Genomic DNA, 26,610 nt, shown 5'->3' with positions numbered 1-26,610 from the left:
AATTGTGAAGTATTTAATAATGAAAGCAACAACAGATACTAGAGAAGTTCCTCAAGCACAACAACCTACAATAACGCCATTAAGATCCGTAACTTCCCAACCAAAACAGTTGCAACAAGAGTCAGAAATTGAAGATGATAATACAAATTCAAAGTCAGGACTTGATACTAGAAATGAAAAGAATGATAAGTATTTAAAAGAAGCTCCGATCTTATATTACGCAAGTAAAGCTGGCTTATTGCCAGAAAATTATCAGCAGGATCAAGACTTAATATTGACAAAAGGATATGTTTATAATCAGAAGAACAACACCTTAAGGCGTCATGATAGCGCTGGAACTAGGTATTACAATAAGAATGATGAAGAAACAAGAAGAGAGAAATTCTTACTAATATATGAACTTAAGAAATTGTATTTAGAGAAAGAAGAAAAAGAACAAACCCAAAAATTGCAAAAGGGAGAATTTTACGATAATAATTTAGTAGTAGAAGATAATAGTTCACAGAAAAAATCGCTAGAAGAAAAGGTAAAATATATCGATAAGATAATTGATATATTAAATGAGCAAAACCCTAATTACGGCCGTTCTTTTGGAGAACAAGTCAATAATTTTATCAGGGTTTCGCAAGATTTCAAGCATTTGTTAAATGACTTCAGTGACATAGAGTGGAACGAACAAGTAGTAAAATTTACACAATCCCTTTTAGAAAGTACGCGTTTTTCAGAATCCGCAGAAGTTGAAAATGTTATAGATTTAAATAAAGAGAAACAGAGGAAATGTATTACACAATGTATAAATATTGCGCAATCTAAAGATTTTGAAATAGAGATAGAGCAATTAAAGAATTCACAAGAATATAGAGAGTTGAGCAAAACCAAATCTGAGGAATTTGTCGGAGGCTTAATAAGAGATATAAAACATAAGTCATTAGTAATAAGAAAAGAACAAATAGAAAGAGAGTTAAATAAAACAAAATTTATAGAAGAAGAAATCAGAAAGAAGCAAGATGAGATACGAAAAACACAAGAAGGCTTTAGAGAAGAATATCAGATATCACAGGAAGACGAAAAGAGATATGAAAGGTTACTGAAAGCACAACAATTAACAACTAACCAAGAATATAGATATGGATTGAGTAAAACCAAAGAGAAGACAGAAGAAGATAAGCTTAAAAGTGGGATAAGGCATTGTAAGTATGATGAAGTATGTGAAGTAAAAGATGTAAAAGACATTACACAAACAATAAACAAAGAGTATTCGAGAATTAAAACGAAAGAAGAAGATATAGCAAATAAAGAGCAAGAAGCAGTAAATTTACGAGAAGATAGAATACCTACTTTAGAAGAAGAACGTGATTTATTGCAAGTAATAATAGAAAAACTAAAAAGTAAATTAGATCAATTAAGTAAGCAAACCAAAAAATATCAAGATTTAGAACAACAAGAGCACAAAAACATTACTAAGATAGAAGCAGATAATGGACGTTATGAAGTAGAAATAAAGGCTCAATATCAAAAGCTGAGTAATGTGCTTACGAATATTGAAGAGTTAAAAACAGATATTGGGGAACTTAAAATTGCAAAAAATGCGGTAAGAGGAGAGGAAGAAAGCGCATTTAAGGAAAGAATATTTGATCAAGTAGGGGGACAAAGATCAGGTAATTATAGTCCAGACGGATATTGTAATCATAAATCTTGCCCTGCAACGTTGCCAGGAGAAACAAAATGTCAGTATAAAAATGCTGTAAAAGATGCAGTAAGTTGTTCGATCAGTAAATTTCCATCACTTGTTTCTAAAGAAGAACTTTTGGAGCATTTATCGGGTTATAAACACTCTGCAGTAGGTGATGCTAGGCACCAAGAGGATTTATTAATGATCCCTAAACATGTGTATGATAGTTATAAGGAGGTGCAAAATATAATCAAGAAAAGAGAGGATGAATATCAAGCTCAAATTACAGAAAATGAAAGAAAACAACAGATCAAGGAAAAAGAGCGAGATGACCTTAGGGAAAAAATTATAATAAAAGAAAATGAACTGAACGACAGTAATATAGCTTTTAGTACAGCTGAAAGAGAGAAAGAGAAACTTATTCGTCAAAGAGATGAGAATGATAAGCAAATTACTTTAATAAACTACTATATAGAGACAACAAACACTCTACAATCATCCGTTATTGAAGAAATTGACAAGAAAGAAGAAGAAATAAGCGAACTTATACATAATATTACAGACAAGACAGAAGAAATTAATGAAGTAGAAGCAAAAATAAACAAAGAAGGCGAATATAACCAAGTCCTTGCGTTATCTGAAGTAAGGTGGAGATATAGTCAATATGAAAAAATTATTACTAATATTGGTAGCTTAGAAAAGCAGAAAAAGGAGCAAGAAAGATTAGAGCAAGAAAAAAATGTAATAAACGAAAAGTTAGAATCAAACTTAGTAAAAAAAAAGACTCTCAATTCTAGCCTAAAAACTAAAAAAACAGAGATAGAGAAAAGTTTAACCACCATAGAGGAGTTAGTACACAAGAAAAACGATTTGATTGCAGAACGATCTCTGTTAGAAAGAAACAGTCAAATAGGATTAGTAAATACCATAGAATCATGTCGTAAGGAAGTTAAGTCAATAGAGAAGCAGCAAGAATCTGCAATCAAGGAAGTGAACAAAGCTAGAGCAGAAATAATAAGGAGAGAAATATATAAAACGCTTCCTATTATGTCCAAAGGAACAACTAAGAATGATGAAGATTCTCTAGAAGATGTTGGAACAGCAAATCAACTATACAAAAAGAGAAGATACAAAAAGTGTCAAGATGTTTTTAATAAAGATAGTCAGACGTGCAAATATTTTGATGCATTGGACATTATTATAAAAATATTATTAGAAACTGACTCTAAGAGCAGTAATGAGATTTTTACTAAGTTAGAAAGCAAGGGCGACAATTATAAAAATCATGTTCTGTTAACACATAAAACAGATCTAGAAAATAGCATTAAAATTATAAAAGATAAAATAACAGAATTTAACCAGAAAATTAAAGAAATAGAAGTTAAATATACAAATGAACAAAAGCCAATTAATAAACACATAACTGATGCTAAAGAACAATTAGCTCAAAAGAAAAAACTTGATGGAATGATTATTGTAAAAAATCTAGCTAGTCGAACAGAGGAGCAAGATAAAAAAAATGTACAAGACAATCTAGATGCTGGTGTAGATTGTGTGGTTATTGAGCAGAAGGAGATCTATACCAGTAAAAAATCAAAGATGAATATTAATGAATTTATTAAAGAGATTACTTCAGGGTATGATCTACCAATGGATTTAACATCTGAGGTTAAAAAATTGTTAGATTCTCGTAAAGCTGTGTCAATAGAAGCAGTGTTATTGCAGAAAAAAGATACTAATCAAAAGAAATTATATAAACTTTTAGTACATTATTTTGACAAAACATACTTAAAAAAGAAGCTCGAAATAGTAGAACAATTAAATAACCAAGCAGTATTAGAAGGTAACACAAGAAATATTAGGAGAGAGATAGAAAGAATTGACAGAGAAAATGAACAATTACGCTGGATGCAAACTAATCTTGAACACGTTCTGGATCCTAATGCCCAAGAAATAGAAATATTGAGTTTGGTAGGTCAGGAACTAGTACCACTCATAGCAACCATAAGAGGTGAGATAAAAGATTTTGAGAGGATGAGGGCTTTATGTGTAGAGTTATTGGAAATGGCAAAGCAAGAAAACGAAGAAAAGACAAAAAAGATTAAGTCTGATGCACAGGAAATAAAAGATCTAAAAGGTCCAAATAAGATAGTGGATCTCAGTGTAGACTCTCTTTATGATATAAAACCCAAAATCTTAAAAAACCGCTTAAAAATTGGGCTGCAAACTGAGCTTCAAACTAGGATCAATAAGCATAGAGACTGTATAGGTGATGATTCCTGTGATTTTTATCAACAGGTTGTAACATTAATAGATAATACAATACAAGAAATTCAGAATAATAAAATCACTCTTAGAGCACCTGAATATAAAGTATCTACAGATAATCAGAATAGATTAATAGAGCAATTAAAAATAAATGAAGGACATTCTAAAAAACATGAAAAAGCTCTTAAGCGAATTGTTGCATATGTTGCAACAGAATATGGACAAGAAAGAGAAAAAGCGCTAATCAGGCACCAAACTGAGATCAAAACATTAGAATGGAAGATAGCAAAGATCGAGTTCACAAAAGATGCAAGCACCCAAATATTAATCCCAGAATTAGAAAAACGAATAGAAGAAATAAATAAATTTCTTACCTTTAGTAAGGATATGTCATTTGTAGACGAACACTCAGTTAAAGAAGATACCTCACAAAAAGAATTATCAGAGTATAAAGAAGAGAAATTTAAAGCGTTATTTAAACACCAAATGGATGATTTAATATCATGTATGAAGTTAGTATCGTCTAGAATTAAATTACGCGACATTGACAAAGAATTCTTAATTCAGGATGAAGCGATCAGGTCAATAACAAAGTTCAGTCTTGATGTATTTAAAGAATATTACGATGATTTGAATATTGTTAATTTTTCAATTGATACTCTAATCTTAAAGTTAGAGCAAGAACTAAGTGAAGAACATCAAGAAAGTAGAATAAAAGCTTTAATGAAGAAAAAAACAACAAAAATGGGAGGAACAGAGTACCTATTAAAAAAAATATCGTGGATTTTTCAGCAGAACAGAGAAGAGTACAATGAATTATTAGATCCTGAGAAGATTTATTATAAAATATTGTTGGCAGAAAGTCAGAAAAAAGAAAAAATAGAAGAAGCTTCTTTAGAAGTATTGCAAAAAGAATTGTCGGATTTGGAAATTCAGAAAAAAGAATTATCCATACAAGATAACTTCCTTTTAAGAGAAGAGTTAGAAAATATTAATACTTGTGTTCGATATATTGAAAATACCAGAGAAGTAGCTAATTTAAGAAACAGAATAGAGGAGATAGATGATTCTAGAAGTAATAAAGATGATTATTACTCCTTTGATATGGATAGCAGAAGAATATGCGTCAGGTTGCTCAATACAGACCCAATAGAGAAGTCTGTAGAAATCAAGGAGATAGATAGAATTCGTAACTATATTACAGAACATAGTAGTAAGTTGCTTGAACAGAAAGTACTTAAAGAGGTATACAGCCAAGAGTTAAAAGATGAAGTAGAAAAAGAGTTTAAAGGTAGTTTTATAGCCATCCAGAGAAAATTATTAGTGAAAGGAATATCGTTATGTGGATATGATACCTTTGACAATGGTGAACCATTGGATAAAATTAATGGGTTTATTTCAGTGATTATAGGAGTACTAATTGGAGAAAATAGTTTATATCAAATAGGAAGTATAAACGAAGCAAGTAGAAGAGTGGGGGAATGGACAAGAAAAATCAGATTAAAATATAATGAATTTAGGCTATCTAAGGAAGTTACCGAGCAAGAGCAGGTATGGTTTATAACAAACGCAGTAAATAAAGAATTCAACAGTGATAACTTATTTATCAATCAAATAATTATAATCAAAAATCAACAAAATAAAACAATTTCTTTTGGTGTTCAACAACATCAACAGAGTATTACATTACTAATGCATGAGGCTAAACGTTTTGTCCTTGTTCCACGAGATAAGATTAAGGTATATAAAGATGATATTCAAATAGATGTCAGTATGAGAATAACGCACATACTTGCAGTATTACAAACTGAGGAAGATTTATTTAAGTATTTATGCCATAGAAGATTACAAGATATATTGAGAGTAACATTAGAACATTCTAAGAAGCTAGCTGAAGATTATAAAAGAGAAAAGAGTAATCTTGCCAAAATATCGTCATTAAAAGATTTTAATGCTTTGTTTTGTAATATGTTAGAGTTAACAGATATTCCAGGATCTTCAAGTGTTTTTTTATTTGCTTATTTGGCATATTTAGAAAAATTAGAAAATAGTATAACAAACGATGATTCGCAAGAGAAAATAGCAAGATTAAAGATTGTTAAAAATTTATATGATAAAGCGTTATTTACGATCATTAAAGCAGAACAACAAAGAAGACAAAAGAAAAATGTAACTCAGTTTAAAGAATCAAGAGAAGAATTGTACTTAAAGGAATTAATAAAAGATAGAGAAGGAGAAATAGCAGTATTGTTGCAAGAGATCAATAAGCAGGAAGAAAATATAGAGAAAGACCAGAACGTAGTAAATTCGCTGTTGTTCGAAAAAGAAAATACTAGAGATCAGTATCAGGAAAAGATAGAGCAATTATCAAACATTACCATAGATTTAAAAGCAAAATTAAAATCCACACAAGAAAGAATAAGAGAACTAAATAAAAATCAGGAAGAAAACCAGGAACAAATTAAAGAAACACAAGCAGCAATAGTAAGATTAGAGACAGCCCTAGCAGAAGTAGAAAAAGAAAAAAAACTTAAAGAACATGATAAAGAAGCACTTGAAATAGAGATCACAAATTTAAAGGGACGAAAAGAAGAATTAGGGAGTGATTTAAAGAGAGTAAATGCAGAAAAAGAAAGAAAAGAACAAGAAGAAGCTGAAAAGAAAAAAGAAATAGAGGTAGGTAAAGATATAGTACAGTTAATTCAAAACTTGCAGTTGATTTTAACTACTGCAAAATTACAATCAAAAAAGGAGGAGATTAAAAAAAGTATCTATATAAGTAATAATTTAAGCGCATTACTTAAAGAATTGCGAAAAGAATTAGAGGTCCTAGTTGTTGATGAAACAAATTTTTGGCAGCAATTAATTGTAGGGATAAATTATGAACAATTGCAAGAATATCTTAATAGCGATAAAAAAATTGCCGGTGAATTACAACATAACCTTGTTAATAGACTTAGAGCGGTAATAAGAGATGCAGTAAACATTGAATGTGAAATTGTTCAAGAGTTGGTAAAAGGTAAGCCTATCAAGAGATTTAAAGTTTTAGCAACCAATGTTAACTATCAAGAGATACATAGTAAGGTTAAAGAATATGTAGAGAAAGAACTACACTCTACTGAGGCAAGTAGAGGACTAAATTTTAAAGGAGATGTATTATATTCTACAGAATATGGTATTACTGGAATCAAAGATCTGCCTAGTGAATTAAGAATATTAATAGAAAGAAGGATAGAATTACATTATAGAAGTGAAGAAGTGGAATCTAAGAAGAATGCTAAGTTTACAGAAGCTGTTAAGATAATAAATGAATTAAACATAGATTATAAAGATATAGTAAAATGCTATGTAGACGAAATTGAGATAATTGCTAGTAGTAGATTTATTTTAAACGATTCTCCTTCATATCCTGGAATTGATCTAACTATTAATGCAGTAGATATGGAGTGTGTTGGTGAGAATTTAACACTGGATACCTCTGGAAAATCTGGTGCTAAATTTTGTTATGATGCATCTGATGGACGGAACAAAAGATCCAATGGTCAACCTAGAGGTGATAAAGGTTATGATGGGTATGATGGAGAACATGGTGATCATGCTGGTAATATAGTTATCAAAGTTGAAAATGCAATAAAAAATTTGCAAGCTTTAACATCGATTAAGGCAAATGGAGGTAATGGAGGAAAAGGTCAATTAGGTGGTAACGGCGATGAAGGATTAAAAGGTAGAGATGGCAAAAATGGGGAAGCGGCAGATACTAAAGGCTTGGGTGGTGGTCAAACCACCATTGGGTTTGGAAGCCCTGGTATACCAGGTGGTCGTGGAGGGGCTCCTGGGAATACTGGTCGACCCGGACTAGGAGGTAAAGAAGGTGTTATTGATATTACACCTAAGGTAGGAAAAATAACTTGGGGAGAAATAAATCCAGGGCAAGATGCAGATAATATTTTAGATAAACTTAAGCCAAGTGGAGGAGATGGAGGGGAACCTGGACTATATGGAATGGACCAAGTTAGAGATAAAAAGAGCTTTTTCAATAAAACAAAAACATTTTATACAGTAATTGACAGAGCTGCTCTTATAGAAAAACATCCAAAATTTAGAGATCAAATAATAGCATCTGAAAATATTACTAGCACTAATCGTGGAGCGTTGGCAGGTCTTACATTAAGTCTTGTTGTACCAGTTGTTGCTATACCGGCTGCTCTTTTACTAGTATTAACTAGTTCTAGAGTGTCATATGAGGAAGGGAATAATTCTACAGACTACCGAAATAGGGGTCGAAATCTTAAAAATAAAAGAGGAAGGAAGAATGAAGAAGAAGCAAGTCTTAGAAGTGACTATAGAACTCCGCAGCAAGATAAGAGGGTAGCGATAAATATTGACAGTTTATATAGCAAATTAAATGAAAAGAAGAAAGAGGAGAAAGAAATAACTGGTGAAGTGCAGCATAAGGAAAATATTTATGATTTAATAGTGGAGCAAGAAGAGATAGTAGGCGATATTGAAAAATGCACACAAGAAGCAAGTAATATTCAGGGTGAGATGGAAAATATTGGGCTGGCAATAGAAACTAAAGATCTAGAATTAGAGAAAATTCGTGGAGATATAGCATCATTACAGAACAAAGAATTAGCTCTTGATAGCGAAAGATTGAACAAAATTAACCAAGTAATCAAAGCAATAACAGAATCTCAAAATTTACGAGATAAAAAAGGAGAGCTAGGTTTGGATATGGAGCAAGCATTAGCTAAGTTAGCAAAGTATAATGTTTTAGGAGAAGAATTTTGTGGTAATAAGGAAGATCTGATAAGAATTATTGATGAATATTTAGAGGCTGTAAGAGCGCGTTTAAAGAGCAATAGATATGATTTAAAGTTTCTGAAAAAAAATTTTGTAGCTAAAGAGTTAGATATCAAGATTTTAAGTAAAAAATTGGAGGATTTACATCAAGAAAGATTAGCACAAATAGTAACAGAGGCTGAGATAGATCAGGAGATTGAAGAAGAAGCAGAAACTCAACATGTAGAAGAAATTACCAATGTTATTGATCTGGAAGACAGAAAGGTTTATTTAAAAGCTAAATATGACAATAAACAACAAATAAATGAGGATTCGTATGTTGTAACAATAGAAGAACTTCTGGTAGAATGTATAAGAATCGTATCATTCAATGCACAAGATCAAAATGTATCAGAGAATATATCAGATATAGAATTTATTTTAAAGCAAACTGTGAGGCATTATAGATCTGGAGTTTATAATGAATTAAAAGTTGAATCAATAATCGAAGAAATTAGGAAAAAAAGTGAACAAGCCAGTTTTATAAAGGGTGATTTAAAAAAAATTATAGAGACTTATAAAAAAGAGATAAACAAAATAAGAACTATCAATAATATAGATACTTTGAGTACTATTGAAAGAAATTTAATACTAGATCATTTAAAGAAAATCAATATTCGTCTTGAAATTGATCATTTAGCAAATTTAACTGATGATAAAGCTATAGAAGCATTTGTATTAAAAATGATGAAGGTAATAGATAAAGACGAAGAACAAGAACATAATATTGCAAAAAAGCTACAGATAAGATTTGATGGTCAACATTTACTTGGTAATGATAAATTAAAAGATGATATTGAAACTTTGATTGGCTTAATAGAAGATAGGAAGACATTTTATTTAGAAAAATGTGCAATTAACTTTACGCCAAAGTCTACTGTGCAAACTGAGTGTGAAAAAACAATGTTAGCTTACAATCAACAGCCAAGTCTCGAAAATTTAGTATCTCTAGTCAGGCAGTTTAAGACACAACTCTCAAGCATGGAAGGTGAAAATCAAGAAAATCAATTTGATACAGAATATTTACCTAAATCTGTAGAAGGATTTATCTCAGCAGTGGTAGAAAATATTAGATATCATGGAATATTAGTACTAAATAATATTATAGAAAATGAAAGCAGAAATAACAAAGGCAGTAATGAGTTGCAGCAAGAAAATTTAGTTGAACAAATGGAAAGTATTAGAAATAATATCAAAGATCTTAAAACTATTCATGTAGTAATCTCTAAAATAACAGCATTAACTCAAATAATAGAGAAAATAATCGAGATACTAGCTCTGTTTAGTGAAGCAGTTAAAAAATTAAAAGATGGTATGAAGTCTAAGAAAGAAGCGAATAGAGCAATAAAATCTTTAGAGGCAGTAACAAAAAAATTAATAAAATATATAGATATAGGCTCTGACAATAAATTTAGTCAAGTAATGGAGCAGGTTGCTAATGACTATCTAATTGCTACAAAATCCGCCTTAGATATAGAAGGTGTACAAGATATTAGTGAACAGCTTGACCTCGAAGAAGAAAGAGTTATAAGCAGAAGTACAAGACAAGAGCAGCATGATGATACAATAGCAGGTAGTAGCACACAATCTGCGCAAATAATTGAAACGTTATCTAATTCTGGATTACAAGGTGTAGGATTAAGGCAGGCGGCAAGCATTGGTTGGATTAACGCTTATTTTGGTGAATATACTCTGAATGCAATTGAGCACATATTAGCATTAAGAATCAATAATGCTGGTTTAGAAGAGATAATAATAGCAAAAGGTTATGTGTTTCAAGAGAATTATAATAATCTACAAAGAATGATTTCTGATTTGACCGATACTAAATCAAGGATAATACTAGCTCCTCTGAATTTATACAACAAACATGCTGCTGGAATCATGGGTATTAAAGATCAAGATAATGAGCTGCAGCTATATTATATTGATCCGTCTAATGAAACCATACCTGATAAGTTAAAGCAAATATTTGTAGACCATGACTTACAAATTGTACAATTACCAGCTAGACAACAAGAATATGCTAATTGTGGACCAGAGGTAATAGAGAATTTCATGTTATATTTAACTGGCGAACGCTTATCACAGGAAGAGTCTATAGCTTACCATTCTAAGTTAGTAGAACAGAAATTAGTTAGTAAAGATAACACTTTAGTTGAGGTAATGGATAGTGATATAAATAACCAGGAATTACCTAAAGATCTATATGACAATCCTGAGCAAGAAGAAGTACGAGTAGAGAGTAAAGATGTAACGATAGAAGCATTGGCAAGTACTTCTTATCCTATGAAATATCTAGCTCCAATCTCCTTAACTACGGAAGATACAAAATTATTCAAACAAGATAAAGATCTAAATACAAATCGTAGTAATAATCCTAGCAAGAATGATGTTACCAGAGAACAAAAAGCATTTTTTGCTTATAGCCAAGGAAATATATTAAGCAATGAAGCTTGGGAAGCTGAAAGTGATGAACTAAATGATAGATCGGTAGAAGCAGAGCAGAAATTTGCAGCATCACTAAAATTATATGAAGAAGCTGTTAAATTATCCCCAACTAATATTGTTTATAAGCATGCCTTGGATATAACAAGCTTAAAAATAGAGGGTAATAATTTATTTAGTGAAGGTATTGTATTAGCTAGCATAGCTTATGGTCTACAAGAGGAAGCTAATGCATTAGCTGTTGATCAAGAAGCTTATGAGGAAATATTAGGGAAATATCAGCAAGCTTTAGGAGCTTATAAGGCAGCCCAAGATAGTTTTCATGTAGGCTGGAATTTAAGTAAAGATGTTAGATTTAAGTCGTGTATTGAGATAGTTCAAGATGCTATAGAATTAATTCAAGAGCATATTGAAGAGATTCAAGGAGAAATGGATAGTGCATCAATACCAAAAAATGATATTGTAGGCACAGAGAACTATTTAACAATAGGACCTATTGAGTTATTTAAGCAAGAAAAGCAAGACTACATATTAAATGATTATCTAATAGGTAATTCTCAAGAACTGTTCTACATGTAAATATATGGTTGTGTAGTTCGTAGACATCCTTTCAATAGTTTGTAGAGGTCAAGTTAGAGTGTTGAAAAACAGCCATTATAAATTCAAAAATTAAGTGTAACAAATAGAATTTCCAAAAAAGATTGTTTAAAATCTATGGATTTAAAGTAAGCGTTTGTTGCATGTAATAAGTCATGATCTCAGAAGGCATGACTAGTAATCTTTTGCGTTCAATATTGTTGATATTGACTCCATCACGCATGGTGTTAGAGCCATAAGATAGGCTTTCTTGGGTTTCTAGAGTTTCTTGCTCGCCTAGCATAAGGGCGGATCTGTGAGCTGTTTGTTGATCACTGACTCGGAAGATGAATTTGCTGTTGAACAAGTCTAACATAGAAGCAGAACCAGCTGGGCCATAGATTTCTTCTAGTTGGTAGATATTCTGCAGTCCTGCCACAAAACAGCCACCATATTTACGGCTTTCAGCTAAGGCAGTTGGTAGAGATGGTATTTTTTGCAGTGCTGGTAATTCGTCTAGAACGAACCACATATTGTTATTGTTTGTGTTAGTAGGCCTATCCATCAGAGCCTTGATAGCAATGCTGATCCATGCCGAGATTAGAGGGCACAAGGTAGATCTTTGATTTGGTGAGGCCGTGATAAATAACCAGCCAGTCTCGAGTGGATTTGTGAACCATTTTCTGATACTAAAATTACCACCTAGCTGCAGGTGCTTTAGGGCAGCGATATTTTTACTAACAGTGGCCTGAATACCAGCAGAAGTTTCTGGGGCACTATTGCTAATAATACCAGCCACTGCAGTATTTTTAAATATTCTAGCGAATGCTTTATTATCTGAATAAATAATCGTATTAACCAGTTTCTTAATATCTTTGCTATCTTTATATAGTTGCAAACCTTCAGATAATACTAACTCAGCATTTTTGGCAAAAAAATCATCTGCTCTAGGATTATAGCTACTAAAACTGCTAGCTACATCGTCAAAGTCAGAAATTGCCTGGCAATCATTCCAGGGAAGCCAATGCTGGCTGTTTTTCTCAAAAGGATTCAGCAATTTATCTATTTTAGGATTAAAAAATCTCTCAACAAAGGTACCTGTTAAATCAACAATAATAGCACGCTCTTTTTGCGCTCTAATTTGAGGTAATAGCTCGTTGAGCGTATTAGTCTTACCAGTACCAGTTGTGCCTGTAAGAAGGAGGTGCTGCCTTTCACTGCTCTTAACTAAAGGCAGACCAGCAAACTTGATATTTGAAGCTTTTTTAGCCTTTTGCAGCATTTTCTCTAATACTTTGGATTCCACAAAATCCATACCTCTAATTTTACTTGCTGCTACAGAGTTTCGCCCCTGGCAATAGCAAAAAATTATTGCAGCTATTGTTCCTAAACTAAAAACTATCAGCCCTTCCAGCCAAGCTGTATGCAGTAAAAATTGCTTAAGCTGATAAATCCTGGCTCCATGATTCGTTACATACCAAAATTTATTTACAAACTCCTGTGCGTTGCAATCCACCCATGCGTGCTGTTCAAGATAATAAAAGTGGATACCTATTTGCTTGATAGGATAAAAATGCTCACCTATAATTAGTTTTAATTGAACATAACGTTCAATGATCAAATAATATAAACTAACTAAATATAATTTCTGGGATATTCGCCATATTAACCAAAGTAAAGCTAACAACAACCCTACCACAAAGACATTGTTACTTCCTTGACCAAACATTCGAAACTGATGCGCTACAACCTGCGATCCTCTAGTGAAACTATTTTGGTTTTGCTGATTCACAAGAATAAATACAATACAACAGAGTAATAAATTATCATTTTTGTAATAACTTATTAGCCTTATTAAAGCTTTCTATAGCTTGCTGATATTTTCCTAATTTTTCAAAAATTATCCCTCTGTTATAATATGGTAGTGCAAAATCAGGTTTATATTTAATGGCTAAATCAAAATTCTCTATAGCTTTCTGATACTTCCCTAATTCTAATAAAGACAATCCTTTATTATAATAGCTTTCAGCATAATTAGGTTTATATTTAATGGCTAGATTAAAATTTTCTATAGCTTCATGATGCTCCCCTAATTGGGCCAAGGAATATCCTTTCTCTAAATAAGCTTCTACAAAATTAGGTTGATATTTGATTGCTATATCATAATTTTTTATTGCTTCATAATGTTTCTCTAATTGTGATAAGGAATATCCGTTTTCTAGATAACTTTCAGCATAATCAGGTTTACATTTAATTGCTAAATCAAAATTTTCTATGGCATTTTGGTATTTTTTTAATCTTTTAAAAGCTATCCCTTTATCATAATAGGTTTGTGCAGAATTGAGCTTAGCGTTGTCAGTTGTATTATTATGTTCATGATCTTCCTGCCATGCTGCTTGTTTAATGTTAGTTTCTTGCTTCAAAAATTCTTTAATATCAGCGTTAGCTGTATTACATAGTAACAACAATATAACTACAAATAATTTTCTTATGGTATTCATCATAGTACCCCACACTTATTGTTGAAGTTGAAAGGCATGCATAATGTGTTTTCGTAGTAATGAAAACAACATAGCAGGGGTATCACTTAACGAGTTATAAAAATAATCTTTTATCCAATCAAATCCGTAAGTAAATAATGAGTATAATTTACGACCATGTTTTTTGATCTTTATAGGATAAATTTTGTTCTTAATGTCACCAGCAAGCACGCAAATAGCTAAGGATAAAGATACTATTGCAAATAGTTTTTCCAGCTTTTTTTGATCTGTAATGTGGGTATCTTCAATATTAAATCCAGATGACTTGAGAGACAGAAAAGGTCGCTCAATGCTCCACCTCTGCTTATATGCTAGCAAAGCACATTCACCAATAAGCACATTACTAGCAATAAATAGTTGCTCTCTTTCTAATTGCAAACAAGTTATTTTAATTGCCATACCATTGTAAATTTTGCTTTCTATAGTTTTAGTGTCACCCATTTGCATATCGGCAAAACATTTATTCAACTTCATCTTGCCACCGTTGAAATGCTTGACCTTCTCACTTTTTCTTAGCCTGATAGCAAAAGGTAATTTTTGGATTCCACCCATATATTGCAACCATTCCTCACCAACAAATTCCCGATCGGCAAGGATAAGCTCTATCATTTCCTTAGGTATAATTGTTAAAATTTGCTCAATCAATTTCTTTCTTTCATTAGTAGAAGAGTTGCCTTTTTTATCAAGTAACAACCATGCTATAGGAATTGAAATATTACCATAAACGATAGTTGCAACAAAAAAATTCAAATTTTTAATACCAAATTGCCAGCTGGTTCTATCTATGGCAAGGCTAATTTTACCTGTTAGACAGAGCAATTTAACAATAATTTTCCCTAAACTTATAAAGCACATATTTTGTTCTAAAAGCAAACGCTCAACTTTAACAATCTTGGCATGCAAATTGCCTTTAGAAGCGACATACAGTGCTAATTCTTTGATTCTCACAGTTTTAGCTTTTACTACTGCACAAATTAATTCTGCAAATGTTTTAATTCGTGCTGGGTGCCAATCTAAAAATATGTATAATATTTGGTATAGTGATTGAGAGTCCATTAATACCTCCTGTTGCTTGTTTCTCAGCGGAGATTAGTGACTCTCAGTCACTTATTCAATTTATTATTTTAACCCTCCTGTAAAATCTGTGGGGTACTATGGGTATTCATAATTTTTTATCTGTTTTTAATTTATTTAAATATTAATTTCCATTATCTTTTTTATTATCTAAAGGTAAAGTTATATTTCTCTTTTTAATAGCATCGGTACTTAAACCAATATTATCTGCTATTTGTTCAACAGTTCTAACGATTGTTGAGTTACTGGTTTGATCAAATTGCTCTTTTAATTTGTTACTACCATCCTTTATATCCAAAGTCATAACTCCAAGACCTACAGTTCTAGCTCTTTCATCTTCGGATAATTGATTATCAAGTATTTCACCTACATTTTGACTATACAATTTTTTGCCTTTATTTAAATCAGATTTTACTGATTCGGCTAATGGTTTTGATACCCCTGTGCTATCTGTAACAATAGCTTGCTCCCGCAATCTGTTATTTGTTTCTAGGTAGTTGGTTTTCAGCTCATCTTGTGTTTTCATTGGTATATTGTTAATAGTAGACTCAATGGCTTGTAGTTGCTTAACTTGCGTTTGACTATTATTCCAATCATTTTGCGGCAATGGGTTAGCTACTTCCATTGTTTCTTGGGCTATTTGCATCGCTTCATGATTATGAGTACTTGCCCATCTGGCAGCTTGCTCTTTACTAGTAATTCCTGGCATCTTTTTCGCAATAATTGCCTGTAATACCGGTTCATTCATGTTGCGATCAATAGTAGCAGAGTGACTATCAACATAATTCCTTTGATGGGTTAATTGTTGCATTGTTTGTGTTGTTTTAGCTATTTCTCTGGCAACTGATTGCTGTTCATTCCAGGTACTGCTTAAATCTTGACCAAGCGATTTAACTTCATCACTAGTAGTACTAATCCTACTATCTTTTTGAGCAGATTTTACCTTTTCTAAGGCATCATTATAAGCTTTTTGTTGAGTTGCTGATGTGTCATGGCTTGCTAATTTACTGTCAATACTATTTACCCCTGTACCTGCACCAAAACCTCCTAATTTTATCCCTAAACTTGCGTTTGTGTTAGTAGCGGTTTCTTTTCTCTCACTGCTCCCATAATTTTCATTAAGGGTTTCTCCTGCTAAGATCGATTCTTTGATTGCTTGATTTTCACTAAATGAAAAACCTTTAATCATTGAATCACTTTGGGCCCATTTTAAGGCAAGGCTTTCGGATTGTCTTTGTTCTTGAGAATCAAGTTTACTTGACCTATTAGTTAATGATCCCATTTTACTTTGAGCAGTCATAAATTGGCTTTGCAGGCTATCTAACCAAAGTTGTGAAGATCGAAAATTAGTTACTAAAGAATCAACAGATTCAGTGATAAATTGTCTACCGCTATCAGTATTAGTAACCCGCATACCTCCATCATCAATTATTCCAGCTCCCATTTGCAGCGATGGAGCTAGATTTTGTTGATCTATTGTGCGGTTGCCGATATTGTAGTTATCCATAGAAATATTATTATCGGCAATATTAGCTCCTATACCACCTGCCACGGCAACTGGTGAGAATTGGCTGGCTAAAGTGGTGGTAGCGTGGGCGCAAGCTTTGAGTACTGCCCAGGATAACATCGGTACAGAAGCAGCTAGCATCTGGAATGTAGCGTAACTATGCAAAGTCATTTCAGCAAAGCTACCTTGCGATAAAATGCTTAAACCGCTTGCCGCTAGAGAAGTTGATTTGCTAGCTAGGCTAATCATTCCTAAACAATGGATGATGGTAAAGAATACTGGCCAGCTGGCAACCCAGATTATCATCAGTAACCAGGTCTTCAAGATATTAAAACCTCCAGGAAGCATCGACATCGGGAAAACAATAAAGATCATACAAATGACCAGGGCAAAGAATACTGACTGCAAGATTGGCATAATGTTTGCTGCCATTTCTCCTGCTACTAAATAGGAGAATGATTGTTGAAATAAACCTTTGGTGGCATTCATGCTGACTAATTTCGAGTAAATCCTAGTGAGTGAGAATTTCTCCCGCCAGTCGTCATAGGATTCCCGATTAGCATTTAGTAACATTGCTTGTTTCATCCAACTGTGAATATCTGTTTGTTCTTTCTTTAAGTATTTTAGTGTATCTGAAGTCATCGCTTTTAGCCGGTAATTTAACATCTGGGGCCTATCAGATTGCACACCAATAGCTGAAGCAAATTTTGTCAGTAATCCGTTATGTAATTCTTTATGGATAGCGGCTTTAATCAAAGGAGTTGCTTGCCGGCAAGTTTTAAAGAGAATGCCAGAATTAGTAGGATCTCGGTAATAAATACCAAAATTATTGGGCATATTTTGCTCGATAAAAGCAATTATATCATTAGTTTTTTGGGCTTCTGCTTTCTTGCCTAAAATATTACCAATAATATAAGGTTTCATGAAACATTGCCTTAAGAATTCCTTGCTGTTTGTTAAGGTTATTGGATCTTGTATTTGAATATCTCTAATTTTCCCTACGGCCTTTGCCCCAAACATAATCCCGGTTTTTCTGATATTTAACCCCTCATCAGGTGGCAATAAATGCTTCTCTAGCATTTCTGACAGAGAGTAACTGATTCTGGACGATACTGAACTAAAAAAAGCTACCCCTGCAGGGATATTATCAATTTTTACTGGGGCGCTCATCGATACTTCATCTTTTAACCAAATAGTAGCTTTGGGGGCAAACAAAAAGATGAATATGAAGAACGATGGAAAGAACCATTCCATGGCAAATATCCCGATATTACCTTTAAAAATTGCCCGAGTCCCAGCCCAAATACCGCCTACCGTAAGAGCAAATTTACCTACTGGCGTAAAATACTCACTATCGGAAGCAAATACTCGTCCTATGCCGTTAAAAATCTGCCACAAGATGTCTCCTCCACCAAAAGTATGTATTACATAATCCATATCATAGTACCCCACAGATTTTACAGGAGGGTTAAAATAATAAATTGAATAAGTGACTGAGAGTCACTAATCTCCGCTGAGAAACAAGCAACAGGAGGTATTAATGGACTCTCAATCACTATACCAAATATTATACATATTTTTAGATTGGCACCCAGCACGAATTAAAACATTTGCAGAATTAATTTGTGCAGTAGTAAAAGCTAAAACTGTGAGAATCAAAGAATTAGCACTGTATGTCGCTTCTAAAGGCAATTTGCATGCCAAGATTGTTAAAGTTGAGCGTTTGCTTTTAGAACAAAATATGTGCTTTATAAGTTTAGGGAAAATTATTGTTAAATTGCTCTGTCTAACAGGTAAAATTAGCCTTGCCATAGATAGAACCAGCTGGCAATTTGGTATTAAAAATTTGAATTTTTTTGTTGCAACTATCGTTTATGGTAATATTTCAATTCCTATAGCATGGTTGTTACTTGATAAAAAAGGCAACTCTTCTACTAATGAAAGAAAGAAATTGATTGAGCAAATTTTAACAATTATACCTAAGGAAATGATAGAGCTTATCCTTGCCGATCGGGAATTTGTTGGTGAGGAATGGTTGCAATATATGGGTGGAATCCAAAAATTACCTTTTGCTATCAGGCTAAGAAAAAGTGAGAAGGTCAAGCATTTCAACGGTGGCAAGATGAAGTTGAATAAATGTTTTGCCGATATGCAAATGGGTGACACTAAAACTATAGAAAGCAAAATTTACAATGGTATGGCAATTAAAATAACTTGTTTGCAATTAGAAAGAGAGCAACTATTTATTGCTAGTAATGTGCTTATTGGTGAATGTGCTTTGCTAGCATATAAGCAGAGGTGGAGCATTGAGCGACCTTTTCTGTCTCTCAAGTCATCTGGATTTAATATTGAAGATACCCACATTACAGATCAAAAAAAGCTGGAAAAACTATTTGCAATAGTATCTTTATCCTTAGCTATTTGCGTGCTTGCTGGTGACATTAAGAACAAAATTTATCCTATAAAGATCAAAAAACATGGTCGTAAATTATACTCATTATTTACTTACGGATTTGATTGGATAAAAGATTATTTTTATAACTCGTTAAGTGATACCCCTGCTATGTTGTTTTCATTACTACGAAAACACATTATGCATGCCTTTCAACTTCAACAATAAGTGTGGGGTACTATGGTTAGAGATATATTAATTAAAGAATTAAAGCCTGGGCAAATAGTGGTTATGGATAATATTAACTTTCATAAAACTTCTAAGGTCAAGGAGTTAATTGAATCAAGAGGTGCAAGTATCTTATTCTTACCTACTTATAGCCCTGATCTTAATTCTATAGAGCATTATTGGTTTAAGATTAAAAATAAAATTAGAAAAATTGCTAATAACTTTGAAATATTTGATAAAAAAGCTTCTTCCTTCATGGGCTTTATTGCTTTTGCTTCCCTGATCCTGTGGCTAAGATAAAGGTGCACACAACCTAGGATGTTCTAATTCTAATTTTTGTAGAAAATTGATGATATAATCACCATTTACCTTAGGATTATCTGTGCTAACTAATTGTAAATCAGTTAAATTAATCGCCCCTATTACATGCTTCCTTTTCCAACCACTAAATGTTGGTAAAGTTTTATCTTGATTCTTTCTTATCCAACCACAACGTGCTTTTGTTTGATACTGAGGATGCACACTATCCATAAAATATATAGCTTCTTTAGCCTGAAGATTCCCTTTTAACAAACTATATTCTAACTTAAATAATTCTTGCTTATCTACATCAAGTCTGCCTGGCACAATCTTGGGCTTTTTATATACAAAATCTAATCTGCTCAATAGCTTTGTTACTCCTGCTATTGTATAGGTAACACCGTATTTTCCTTCTATGTAATTGCTGATATCTTTTGCATAAACATAATTACACACTTCTAAATGTTCTATTAATTCTTTTTCTGCCAAAGTACTTAATTTGCTTGTGCTACCGCCGTTAGCTGTCTCTAATTTATTAAATTTTTGATAATCTCTTAAGTGTTTTCTTATCGCTTCTTCACTTAATGATAATGCTTCCGCTATTTCTTCATAGCTCCAACCTTTATCATACAGCAAAACTGCCTTAATTCGATCGCACACTCTTCTATCTCGCTCATTACCATGACGTGATTTCAGTGATACTCGCTGCTCAGATGTTAAAATATTCCTCATAACTTTATTCTAACTTCTTTCAATCCTTCATTTATAGCTTAGATCAGTAGGATACAAACAAGGTAACATACCAAAGGCATAATAGATATGCACACTTGGAGATACATATAGTGTCAGCACCTTAACGATTTATGCCATACTAGCAGTATACTCTTTTTATTTGCAGAAATCTTGAACAAATTTTTTAATGCAGTGTTAGAAAAGCTTAACTTATAGCCCATGGTAAAATACAATAAGAATTATTTATAGTGTAATTTAATTGACTTTTGTCAACATATTGTTGACCTATCATTATAATTTTGTTTAATATAAAAATAGAGAGCCATATTATCTTTAAAAGATTGATCAGAGGTTCGATAATCATCCACTAGGGCGCACCATTCTGCTAGTTTAGTACATTTTACGAATGCATCGAATTAGGGACGTAGCATCAAGTTCAGCTTCCCGTCTTTTAATTTCAGGTTCGAAAATAGCAAATTTAGCAATTTACGTTTTTTTGTGGCAGTCGAACCTTTGAAGTCTTCTCCAGCCCCGGAGGTTAGCTCTACTAGGTTTACAAGACATTTTGAGAATTTATCGTCAGCTATGTCATGATTCTCTATTTCCCGAACAATGTCTTCACGTTTTTGGATTAATTAGACTTCTTTCGAAACTCTACTGGCGATGGGTAATTTGGATAAAATGAATCTAGGCTCCAATCCTCACTACTACTGCCGTACACTACGGTTTGAAGCGAGGAGCCTTCTGCAAATTCCCTACCAGAAGCGAGCTCTAAAAGAAGTCTAATGTATTAATAGAGAGTTAATTTATACAGTTCCACTATCTTTCCATAGTGCTTTTAGGTTTTTTACTAGAACTGGGAGTCATGCTAGAATCAAACTCAGTATTAGCAGAAGTGGCAGGGGTGTCAGTATGATACCTTTTAAGGGTTGCACCTATTTGCCTTAATTGCTCTTTTTGCATTGGCGGAAGAGATAATGTTGTATTAGGAATAACATAAGCATTAGCACTAGCTGAGCTAGCAGGGGGATACTTCTTACGAGTTTTATCTACTTTGGTTTCTATTGGTAGTGTGGGAATGTAAGTTGGATTTTTTACAAGTTCCTGATATACTGTTTTAAATTGTAGAAGTCAAGATTTGATCTTACAGACCCCATAAATTAACTTATTAGATTGTCAGATAAATTTTGACTGTCAGATAAGTGTTCAAGATACAAGATCTCATTATTTTTTTCAAACGCTAATTTTTTACTATCTTTAAAGGTTTGCATAGGCGTTTTACCATAACAATACTTACCAGAATGAGGACGTTCGTTATTATAATAACGTAACCAGGTATCAAGATCTTTTTGCAATTCAAAAAGTGAATTGTAAATCTTTTTACGCATTGCAGTATCATAAAACTCATTTTTCATGGTTTTATGAAACCTCTCACATATCCCGTTAGTTTGAGGGGAATATGCTTTTGTAACGGTGTGTTCTATTCCTTCAATACTTAAAAACAATTCAAAGGCATGATGTTCTATATTTCCTTTATATTCAGTACCACGATCAGTTAATATACGTAGTATAGGAATACCTTGTTCTTCGTACCAAGGTAGAACTCTATCATTTAACATATCAGCAGAGGTTATAGCTGTTTTGTCTGTGTATAATTTGGCATCCGTCACCCTGGAATAGCTATCGATAAAAGTTTGACCATAAACCTTACCTATTCCTTTAAAGTTGCCAACATAGTAAACATCTTGACAACCAAGATAGCCTGGATGTTCTGTCTCTATTTCCCCATGTGCCTCTTTAAGATTCTTACGATTCTCCAAGACACGTAATTGAGCTTCCGTAAGTATAATGCCATCCTGAGCCATTTTAGTTTCTAAAGCTACTAGCCGTTTCTTAAGATTATTGAGATCGTTCCTAAGCCAGATAGATCTAATGCCGCCGGGAGATACTAAAATCCCATCTTTTTTTAATTCGTTCGATACACGAAGTTGACCATAAGCGGGGTACTCTATTGCCATGTCTAATACCGCTTTCTCTACAATAGGATCAACTCTATTAGCCAATATGGGTTTCTTACGGCTTATTTCATACAAGGCTTCATCGCCACCATTCTCATATAATTCCTTGAATCTATAATAACTATCTCTGCTATACCCCATTGTCTTACATGCACTAGATACATTTCCTAAGCTTTTTGCTAGTTCAAGTAATCCTATTTTTGGTCTTATTATTTTCTGATTTAAATTCATTTTAATCTCCATTTAATAATTTGTTTATTTTACTAAATGTAAGATTAAATCTCAACTACTTCATTTAAATATTGGCGAGATATCGCCCACAAACTGCTGCACTTCCCGATTAACCTGACTATGTTGTCCTGGCTGCAACTCCTTTATTGTTTTCTCGCACCTTACAAGTCTTTCTTCGTGGCTAGGTGCGCCCTTTATATACTGAATTAAGCTTTTCGCTACCGTCTTTTGATGACCTTTCTGTATTATTGCCTCTAGTGCGGTTCGCCCCTGGGTATTTTTAATATCTAAAGAAGCGCCCTTAGTAATTAATTCGTCAGTTATAGTAAGTCTTCTTTTATGAACCACATGTAAAGCAGTATTGCCTTGGCTATTTTGATCATCTACATTACTACCTTCAGCAAGTCGGTCTTTTAACTGACTAATATTGCCTCTCTTTGCGGCTAAATATAAAGTTAGCTTATCCTTAGGTTGCACTGGTATTGGAGGAATATAGTCTGGATCTATTTCAAGTCGCTGCTGTACTTTTCCAAATGTTGGCAAGATATTGCGCACAAACTGCCGTACTTCCCGATTCTTACTATGTTGTCCTGACCGCAACTCCTCTATTTTTTTCTTGCACCTTGCAAGTTTTGCTTGGGAGCTAGGTGCGTCCTTTATATACTGCATTAAGCTTTTCGCTACCGTCTTTTGATGACCTTTCTGTATTATTGCCTCTAGTGCGGTTCGCCCCTTGGTATTTTTAATATCTAAAGAAGCGTCCTTAGTAATTAATTTGTCAGTTATAGAAGGGGTCGAGTGATGAGCCGCATGTAAAGCAGTATTGCCTATGCTGTTTTGATGATCTACATTAATACCTTCAGCAAGACTTTTTGTTAACAGACTAATATTGCCTGCCCTTGCGGCTTCATGTAAACCTAGCTCAGCCTTAGATTGCGCTAATACTTTGATTGTTGGAGTATATGCTTGATTTGCTGATGTACCCGGAATATTAATACCTTTTTGGCGTCTAGCACTTATACTAGCAGGCGGTTGATCTAACGCTTGTACTGTCCCCACATCTTCCTGAGGTTCTCGCAACGTTAAAGTAGTAGGAACATCACCTACATCACCACCACCCAGCGTTAATGTCCATGCTATATCGTTATATCCCTTACTTTCTGCCAGGGCTGAAGCAGTAGAGCCATCTTGAGTTGTAATATCTTTATCAGCTCCAAGCTCCACTAATTCTTTTACCGTATCAATATGACCTGCCAAAGCAGCTAAATGTAAAGGAGCCATCCCTTCCTCATCTTGAGCATTTATAGAAGCATTTTTCTCTAGTAATCTTCTTATTACCTCATTATTTCCAGCACGCGCTGCAGAATGTAAAGGAGTGCGTTCCCTACTATTCACAATATTCGGATCAAGTCCACTGTTCATTAAAGTGTTTACTAAATCAATAAGTCCTGCACTGGCTGCAAAGTGTAACATAGTATTATTCTCTTTATCGTCCGCATCTTTATCCATTATTGGAAGAATTGAATGTAAATCAAACGCCTTCTTATCTTTATTGTGTAAATTTAATAACATTTCAGAGGCCTCACGACTAAGACTCTGATCTGGCTTTAGCTTTATTGATTGAGAAATTCCATCTTCATCTTTTATTAAAATTTTATATATTAACTCTAATTCTTCCTTCTTTATAGAATCAATTATGCCAGCATCAATGCACTTTTTTAATAATGTACTTAATTTATTTTCAATAACGCAATGTAAAAACTGAGAATTATCTGATATTTTTGTAGAGTTTAATATCTTTAGCTCTTGGCTATCAATCATACTTTGCTGTTGAAGTTTCTCAAAAAACGTCAAATCTTTTGGCTTGCTTACAAGCTGTGATGATGTCACATTCCTATACCCGGCCTCTTTCATATAACCCGTCCACTACAAAATTAATAATTCTCACCGCTTTAATTTATGTTAACACATATAGTCAATTATCTAATTATGTTTTACGAAAAACTTTATATCTATTAATATATAATATCCTATATTTCTAAAAAATGTTAAGATTTCTTTAGGAAGAGTAAAATTATGTAATTGACTGATGTTAATTATGGAATAAGTACCACAACTAAATTTTGGAGTAGGTGCAATGCCCAAAGAACAAGGTGTTAATAGTAAGGTTGAATTACAAGCCCTAAGTAGTTATAAGAATAATGAGATCGAAGAAAAAGCCAAGGAATATGGCTATAAAGCAGCTAATTTACAAGAATTAATGCGTCTTGTTAAAGGATTTAAGAAAACTGAAGAATATAAAACTCTAGTTGAACTCTATGGAGAAATAGAAATAGACGTACCGGCTTTTCAGCCTATAAGTTCAAGTGTCATCATAAGCCATTTAAATCAGCATGCTGCAGGGTGGAGAGGTTTATGGGAGGCCTTTGAAGAGACTTTTATCCATCAAAAAGACCAAAATGCTTTAGGTGAAGAAAGTCATAGTACCCCACAGATTTTACAGGAGGGTTAAAATAATAAATTGAATAAGTGACTGAGAGTCACTAATCTCCGCTGAGAAACAAGCAACAGGAGGTATTAATGGACTCTCAATCACTATACCAAATATTATACATATTTTTAGATTGGCACCCAGCACGAATTAAAACATTTGCAGAATTAATTTGTGCAGTAGTAAAAGCTAAAACTGTGAGAATCAAAGAATTAGCACTGTATGTCGCTTCTAAAGGCAATTTGCATGCCAAGATTGTTAAAGTTGAGCGTTTGCTTTTAGAACAAAATATGTGCTTTATAAGTTTAGGGAAAATTATTGTTAAATTGCTCTGTCTAACAGGTAAAATTAGCCTTGCCATAGATAGAACCAGCTGGCAATTTGGTATTAAAAATTTGAATTTTTTTGTTGCAACTATCGTTTATGGTAATATTTCAATTCCTATAGCATGGTTGTTACTTGATAAAAAAGGCAACTCTTCTACTAATGAAAGAAAGAAATTGATTGAGCAAATTTTAACAATTATACCTAAGGAAATGATAGAGCTTATCCTTGCCGATCGGGAATTTGTTGGTGAGGAATGGTTGCAATATATGGGTGGAATCCAAAAATTACCTTTTGCTATCAGGCTAAGAAAAAGTGAGAAGGTCAAGCATTTCAACGGTGGCAAGATGAAGTTGAATAAATGTTTTGCCGATATGCAAATGGGTGACACTAAAACTATAGAAAGCAAAATTTACAATGGTATGGCAATTAAAATAACTTGTTTGCAATTAGAAAGAGAGCAACTATTTATTGCTAGTAATGTGCTTATTGGTGAATGTGCTTTGCTAGCATATAAGCAGAGGTGGAGCATTGAGCGACCTTTTCTGTCTCTCAAGTCATCTGGATTTAATATTGAAGATACCCACATTACAGATCAAAAAAAGCTGGAAAAACTATTTGCAATAGTATCTTTATCCTTAGCTATTTGCGTGCTTGCTGGTGACATTAAGAACAAAATTTATCCTATAAAGATCAAAAAACATGGTCGTAAATTATACTCATTATTTACTTACGGATTTGATTGGATAAAAGATTATTTTTATAACTCGTTAAGTGATACCCCTGCTATGTTGTTTTCATTACTACGAAAACACATTATGCATGCCTTTCAACTTCAACAATAAGTGTGGGGTACTATGGTTAATGATAATAATAAAATATTATTTCTTTCTTCTTTAAAATGGATATTAATTATAGGATATTGCAAATTATGCTGATTTATGGCAACAGCATACTCATTGGAGGC

12 protein-coding genes and 1 pseudogene are annotated in these 26,610 nt (G+C 33.1%); 5 read left to right on the top strand and 8 right to left on the bottom strand.

The window, feature by feature from the left end; all coding sequences use genetic code 11:
• The first annotated feature begins 19 nt into the window (after positions 1-19).
• Positions 20-11,809: a hypothetical protein gene (locus ACFELV_RS00720; RefSeq protein ID WP_375326318.1), complete on the top strand. Its 11,790-nt coding sequence runs from the start codon at positions 20-22 to the stop codon at positions 11,807-11,809.
• A 133-nt stretch (positions 11,810-11,942) separates the two neighbouring features.
• Here ACFELV_RS00720 and ACFELV_RS00715 read toward each other — a convergent pair whose 3' ends face one another.
• The 4 genes from ACFELV_RS00715 to ACFELV_RS00700 form a co-directional block, all read right to left on the bottom strand.
• A complete protein-coding gene (locus ACFELV_RS00715) occupies positions 11,943-13,535 on the bottom strand; it encodes a type IV secretion system DNA-binding domain-containing protein (protein WP_375327477.1) in 1,593 nt (530 codons plus the stop codon).
• 97 nt (positions 13,536-13,632) lie between these two features.
• Positions 13,633-14,310 (bottom strand): tetratricopeptide repeat protein, encoded by a 678-nt coding sequence (locus ACFELV_RS00710; RefSeq protein ID WP_375326317.1) that lies wholly within the window; start codon positions 14,308-14,310, stop codon positions 13,633-13,635.
• 12 nt (positions 14,311-14,322) lie between these two features.
• Positions 14,323-15,402, bottom strand: coding sequence for an IS4 family transposase (locus ACFELV_RS00705; protein WP_375326208.1), 1,080 nt, complete (start codon positions 15,400-15,402; stop codon positions 14,323-14,325).
• 142 nt (positions 15,403-15,544) lie between these two features.
• The gene (locus ACFELV_RS00700; RefSeq protein ID WP_375327476.1) at positions 15,545-18,364 is read right to left on the bottom strand and encodes a conjugal transfer protein TraG N-terminal domain-containing protein; all 2,820 of its coding nucleotides are present in this window, start codon (positions 18,362-18,364) and stop codon (positions 15,545-15,547) included.
• 103 nt (positions 18,365-18,467) lie between these two features.
• Between ACFELV_RS00700 and ACFELV_RS00695 the strand changes: the two genes are divergently transcribed.
• Together ACFELV_RS00695 and ACFELV_RS00690 are read left to right on the top strand one after the other, a co-directional pair.
• Positions 18,468-19,547, top strand: a complete 1,080-nt coding sequence (locus ACFELV_RS00695) for an IS4 family transposase (protein WP_375326208.1) — start codon at positions 18,468-18,470, stop codon at positions 19,545-19,547.
• A pseudogene (locus ACFELV_RS00690) lies at positions 19,548-19,847 on the top strand (transposase); the annotation flags it as partial.
• Here the strand turns inward: ACFELV_RS00690 and ACFELV_RS00685 are convergent.
• From ACFELV_RS00685 to ACFELV_RS00670, 4 genes are all read right to left on the bottom strand, one after another.
• Positions 19,839-20,579 (bottom strand): IS630 family transposase, encoded by a 741-nt coding sequence (locus ACFELV_RS00685; protein ID WP_375326316.1) that lies wholly within the window; start codon positions 20,577-20,579, stop codon positions 19,839-19,841. The pseudogene ACFELV_RS00690 and the gene ACFELV_RS00685 sit on opposite strands and share 9 nt — an antisense overlap.
• A gap of 819 nt (positions 20,580-21,398) precedes the next feature.
• Positions 21,399-21,542, bottom strand: a complete 144-nt coding sequence (locus tag ACFELV_RS00680; RefSeq protein WP_375326315.1) for a hypothetical protein — start codon at positions 21,540-21,542, stop codon at positions 21,399-21,401.
• Between the two features lie 197 nt (positions 21,543-21,739).
• On the bottom strand, positions 21,740-22,828 hold the full coding sequence (locus ACFELV_RS00675; RefSeq protein WP_375326314.1) for an IS481 family transposase: 1,089 nt from the start codon (positions 22,826-22,828) through the stop codon (positions 21,740-21,742).
• A gap of 60 nt (positions 22,829-22,888) precedes the next feature.
• Positions 22,889-24,742: an ankyrin repeat domain-containing protein gene (locus tag ACFELV_RS00670; RefSeq protein WP_375326313.1), complete on the bottom strand. Its 1,854-nt coding sequence runs from the start codon at positions 24,740-24,742 to the stop codon at positions 22,889-22,891.
• Between the two features lie 223 nt (positions 24,743-24,965).
• Here ACFELV_RS00670 and ACFELV_RS00665 point away from each other — a divergent pair, with 223 nt between their 5' ends.
• Both ACFELV_RS00665 and ACFELV_RS00660 read left to right on the top strand, forming a co-directional pair.
• Positions 24,966-25,340 (top strand): hypothetical protein, encoded by a 375-nt coding sequence (locus tag ACFELV_RS00665; RefSeq protein ID WP_375326312.1) that lies wholly within the window; start codon positions 24,966-24,968, stop codon positions 25,338-25,340.
• A 68-nt stretch (positions 25,341-25,408) separates the two neighbouring features.
• Positions 25,409-26,488, top strand: coding sequence for an IS4 family transposase (locus tag ACFELV_RS00660; RefSeq protein ID WP_375326208.1), 1,080 nt, complete (start codon positions 25,409-25,411; stop codon positions 26,486-26,488).
• The last annotated feature ends 122 nt before the right edge of the window (positions 26,489-26,610 follow it).

The sequence above is a fragment of the Candidatus Tisiphia endosymbiont of Nemotelus uliginosus genome, assembly GCF_964264835.1.
Classification (GTDB): Bacteria; Pseudomonadota; Alphaproteobacteria; order Rickettsiales; family Rickettsiaceae; genus Tisiphia.
The sequence above is the reverse complement of the archived record's forward strand: the minus strand, read 5'-3'. Positions and strand labels throughout refer to the sequence as shown.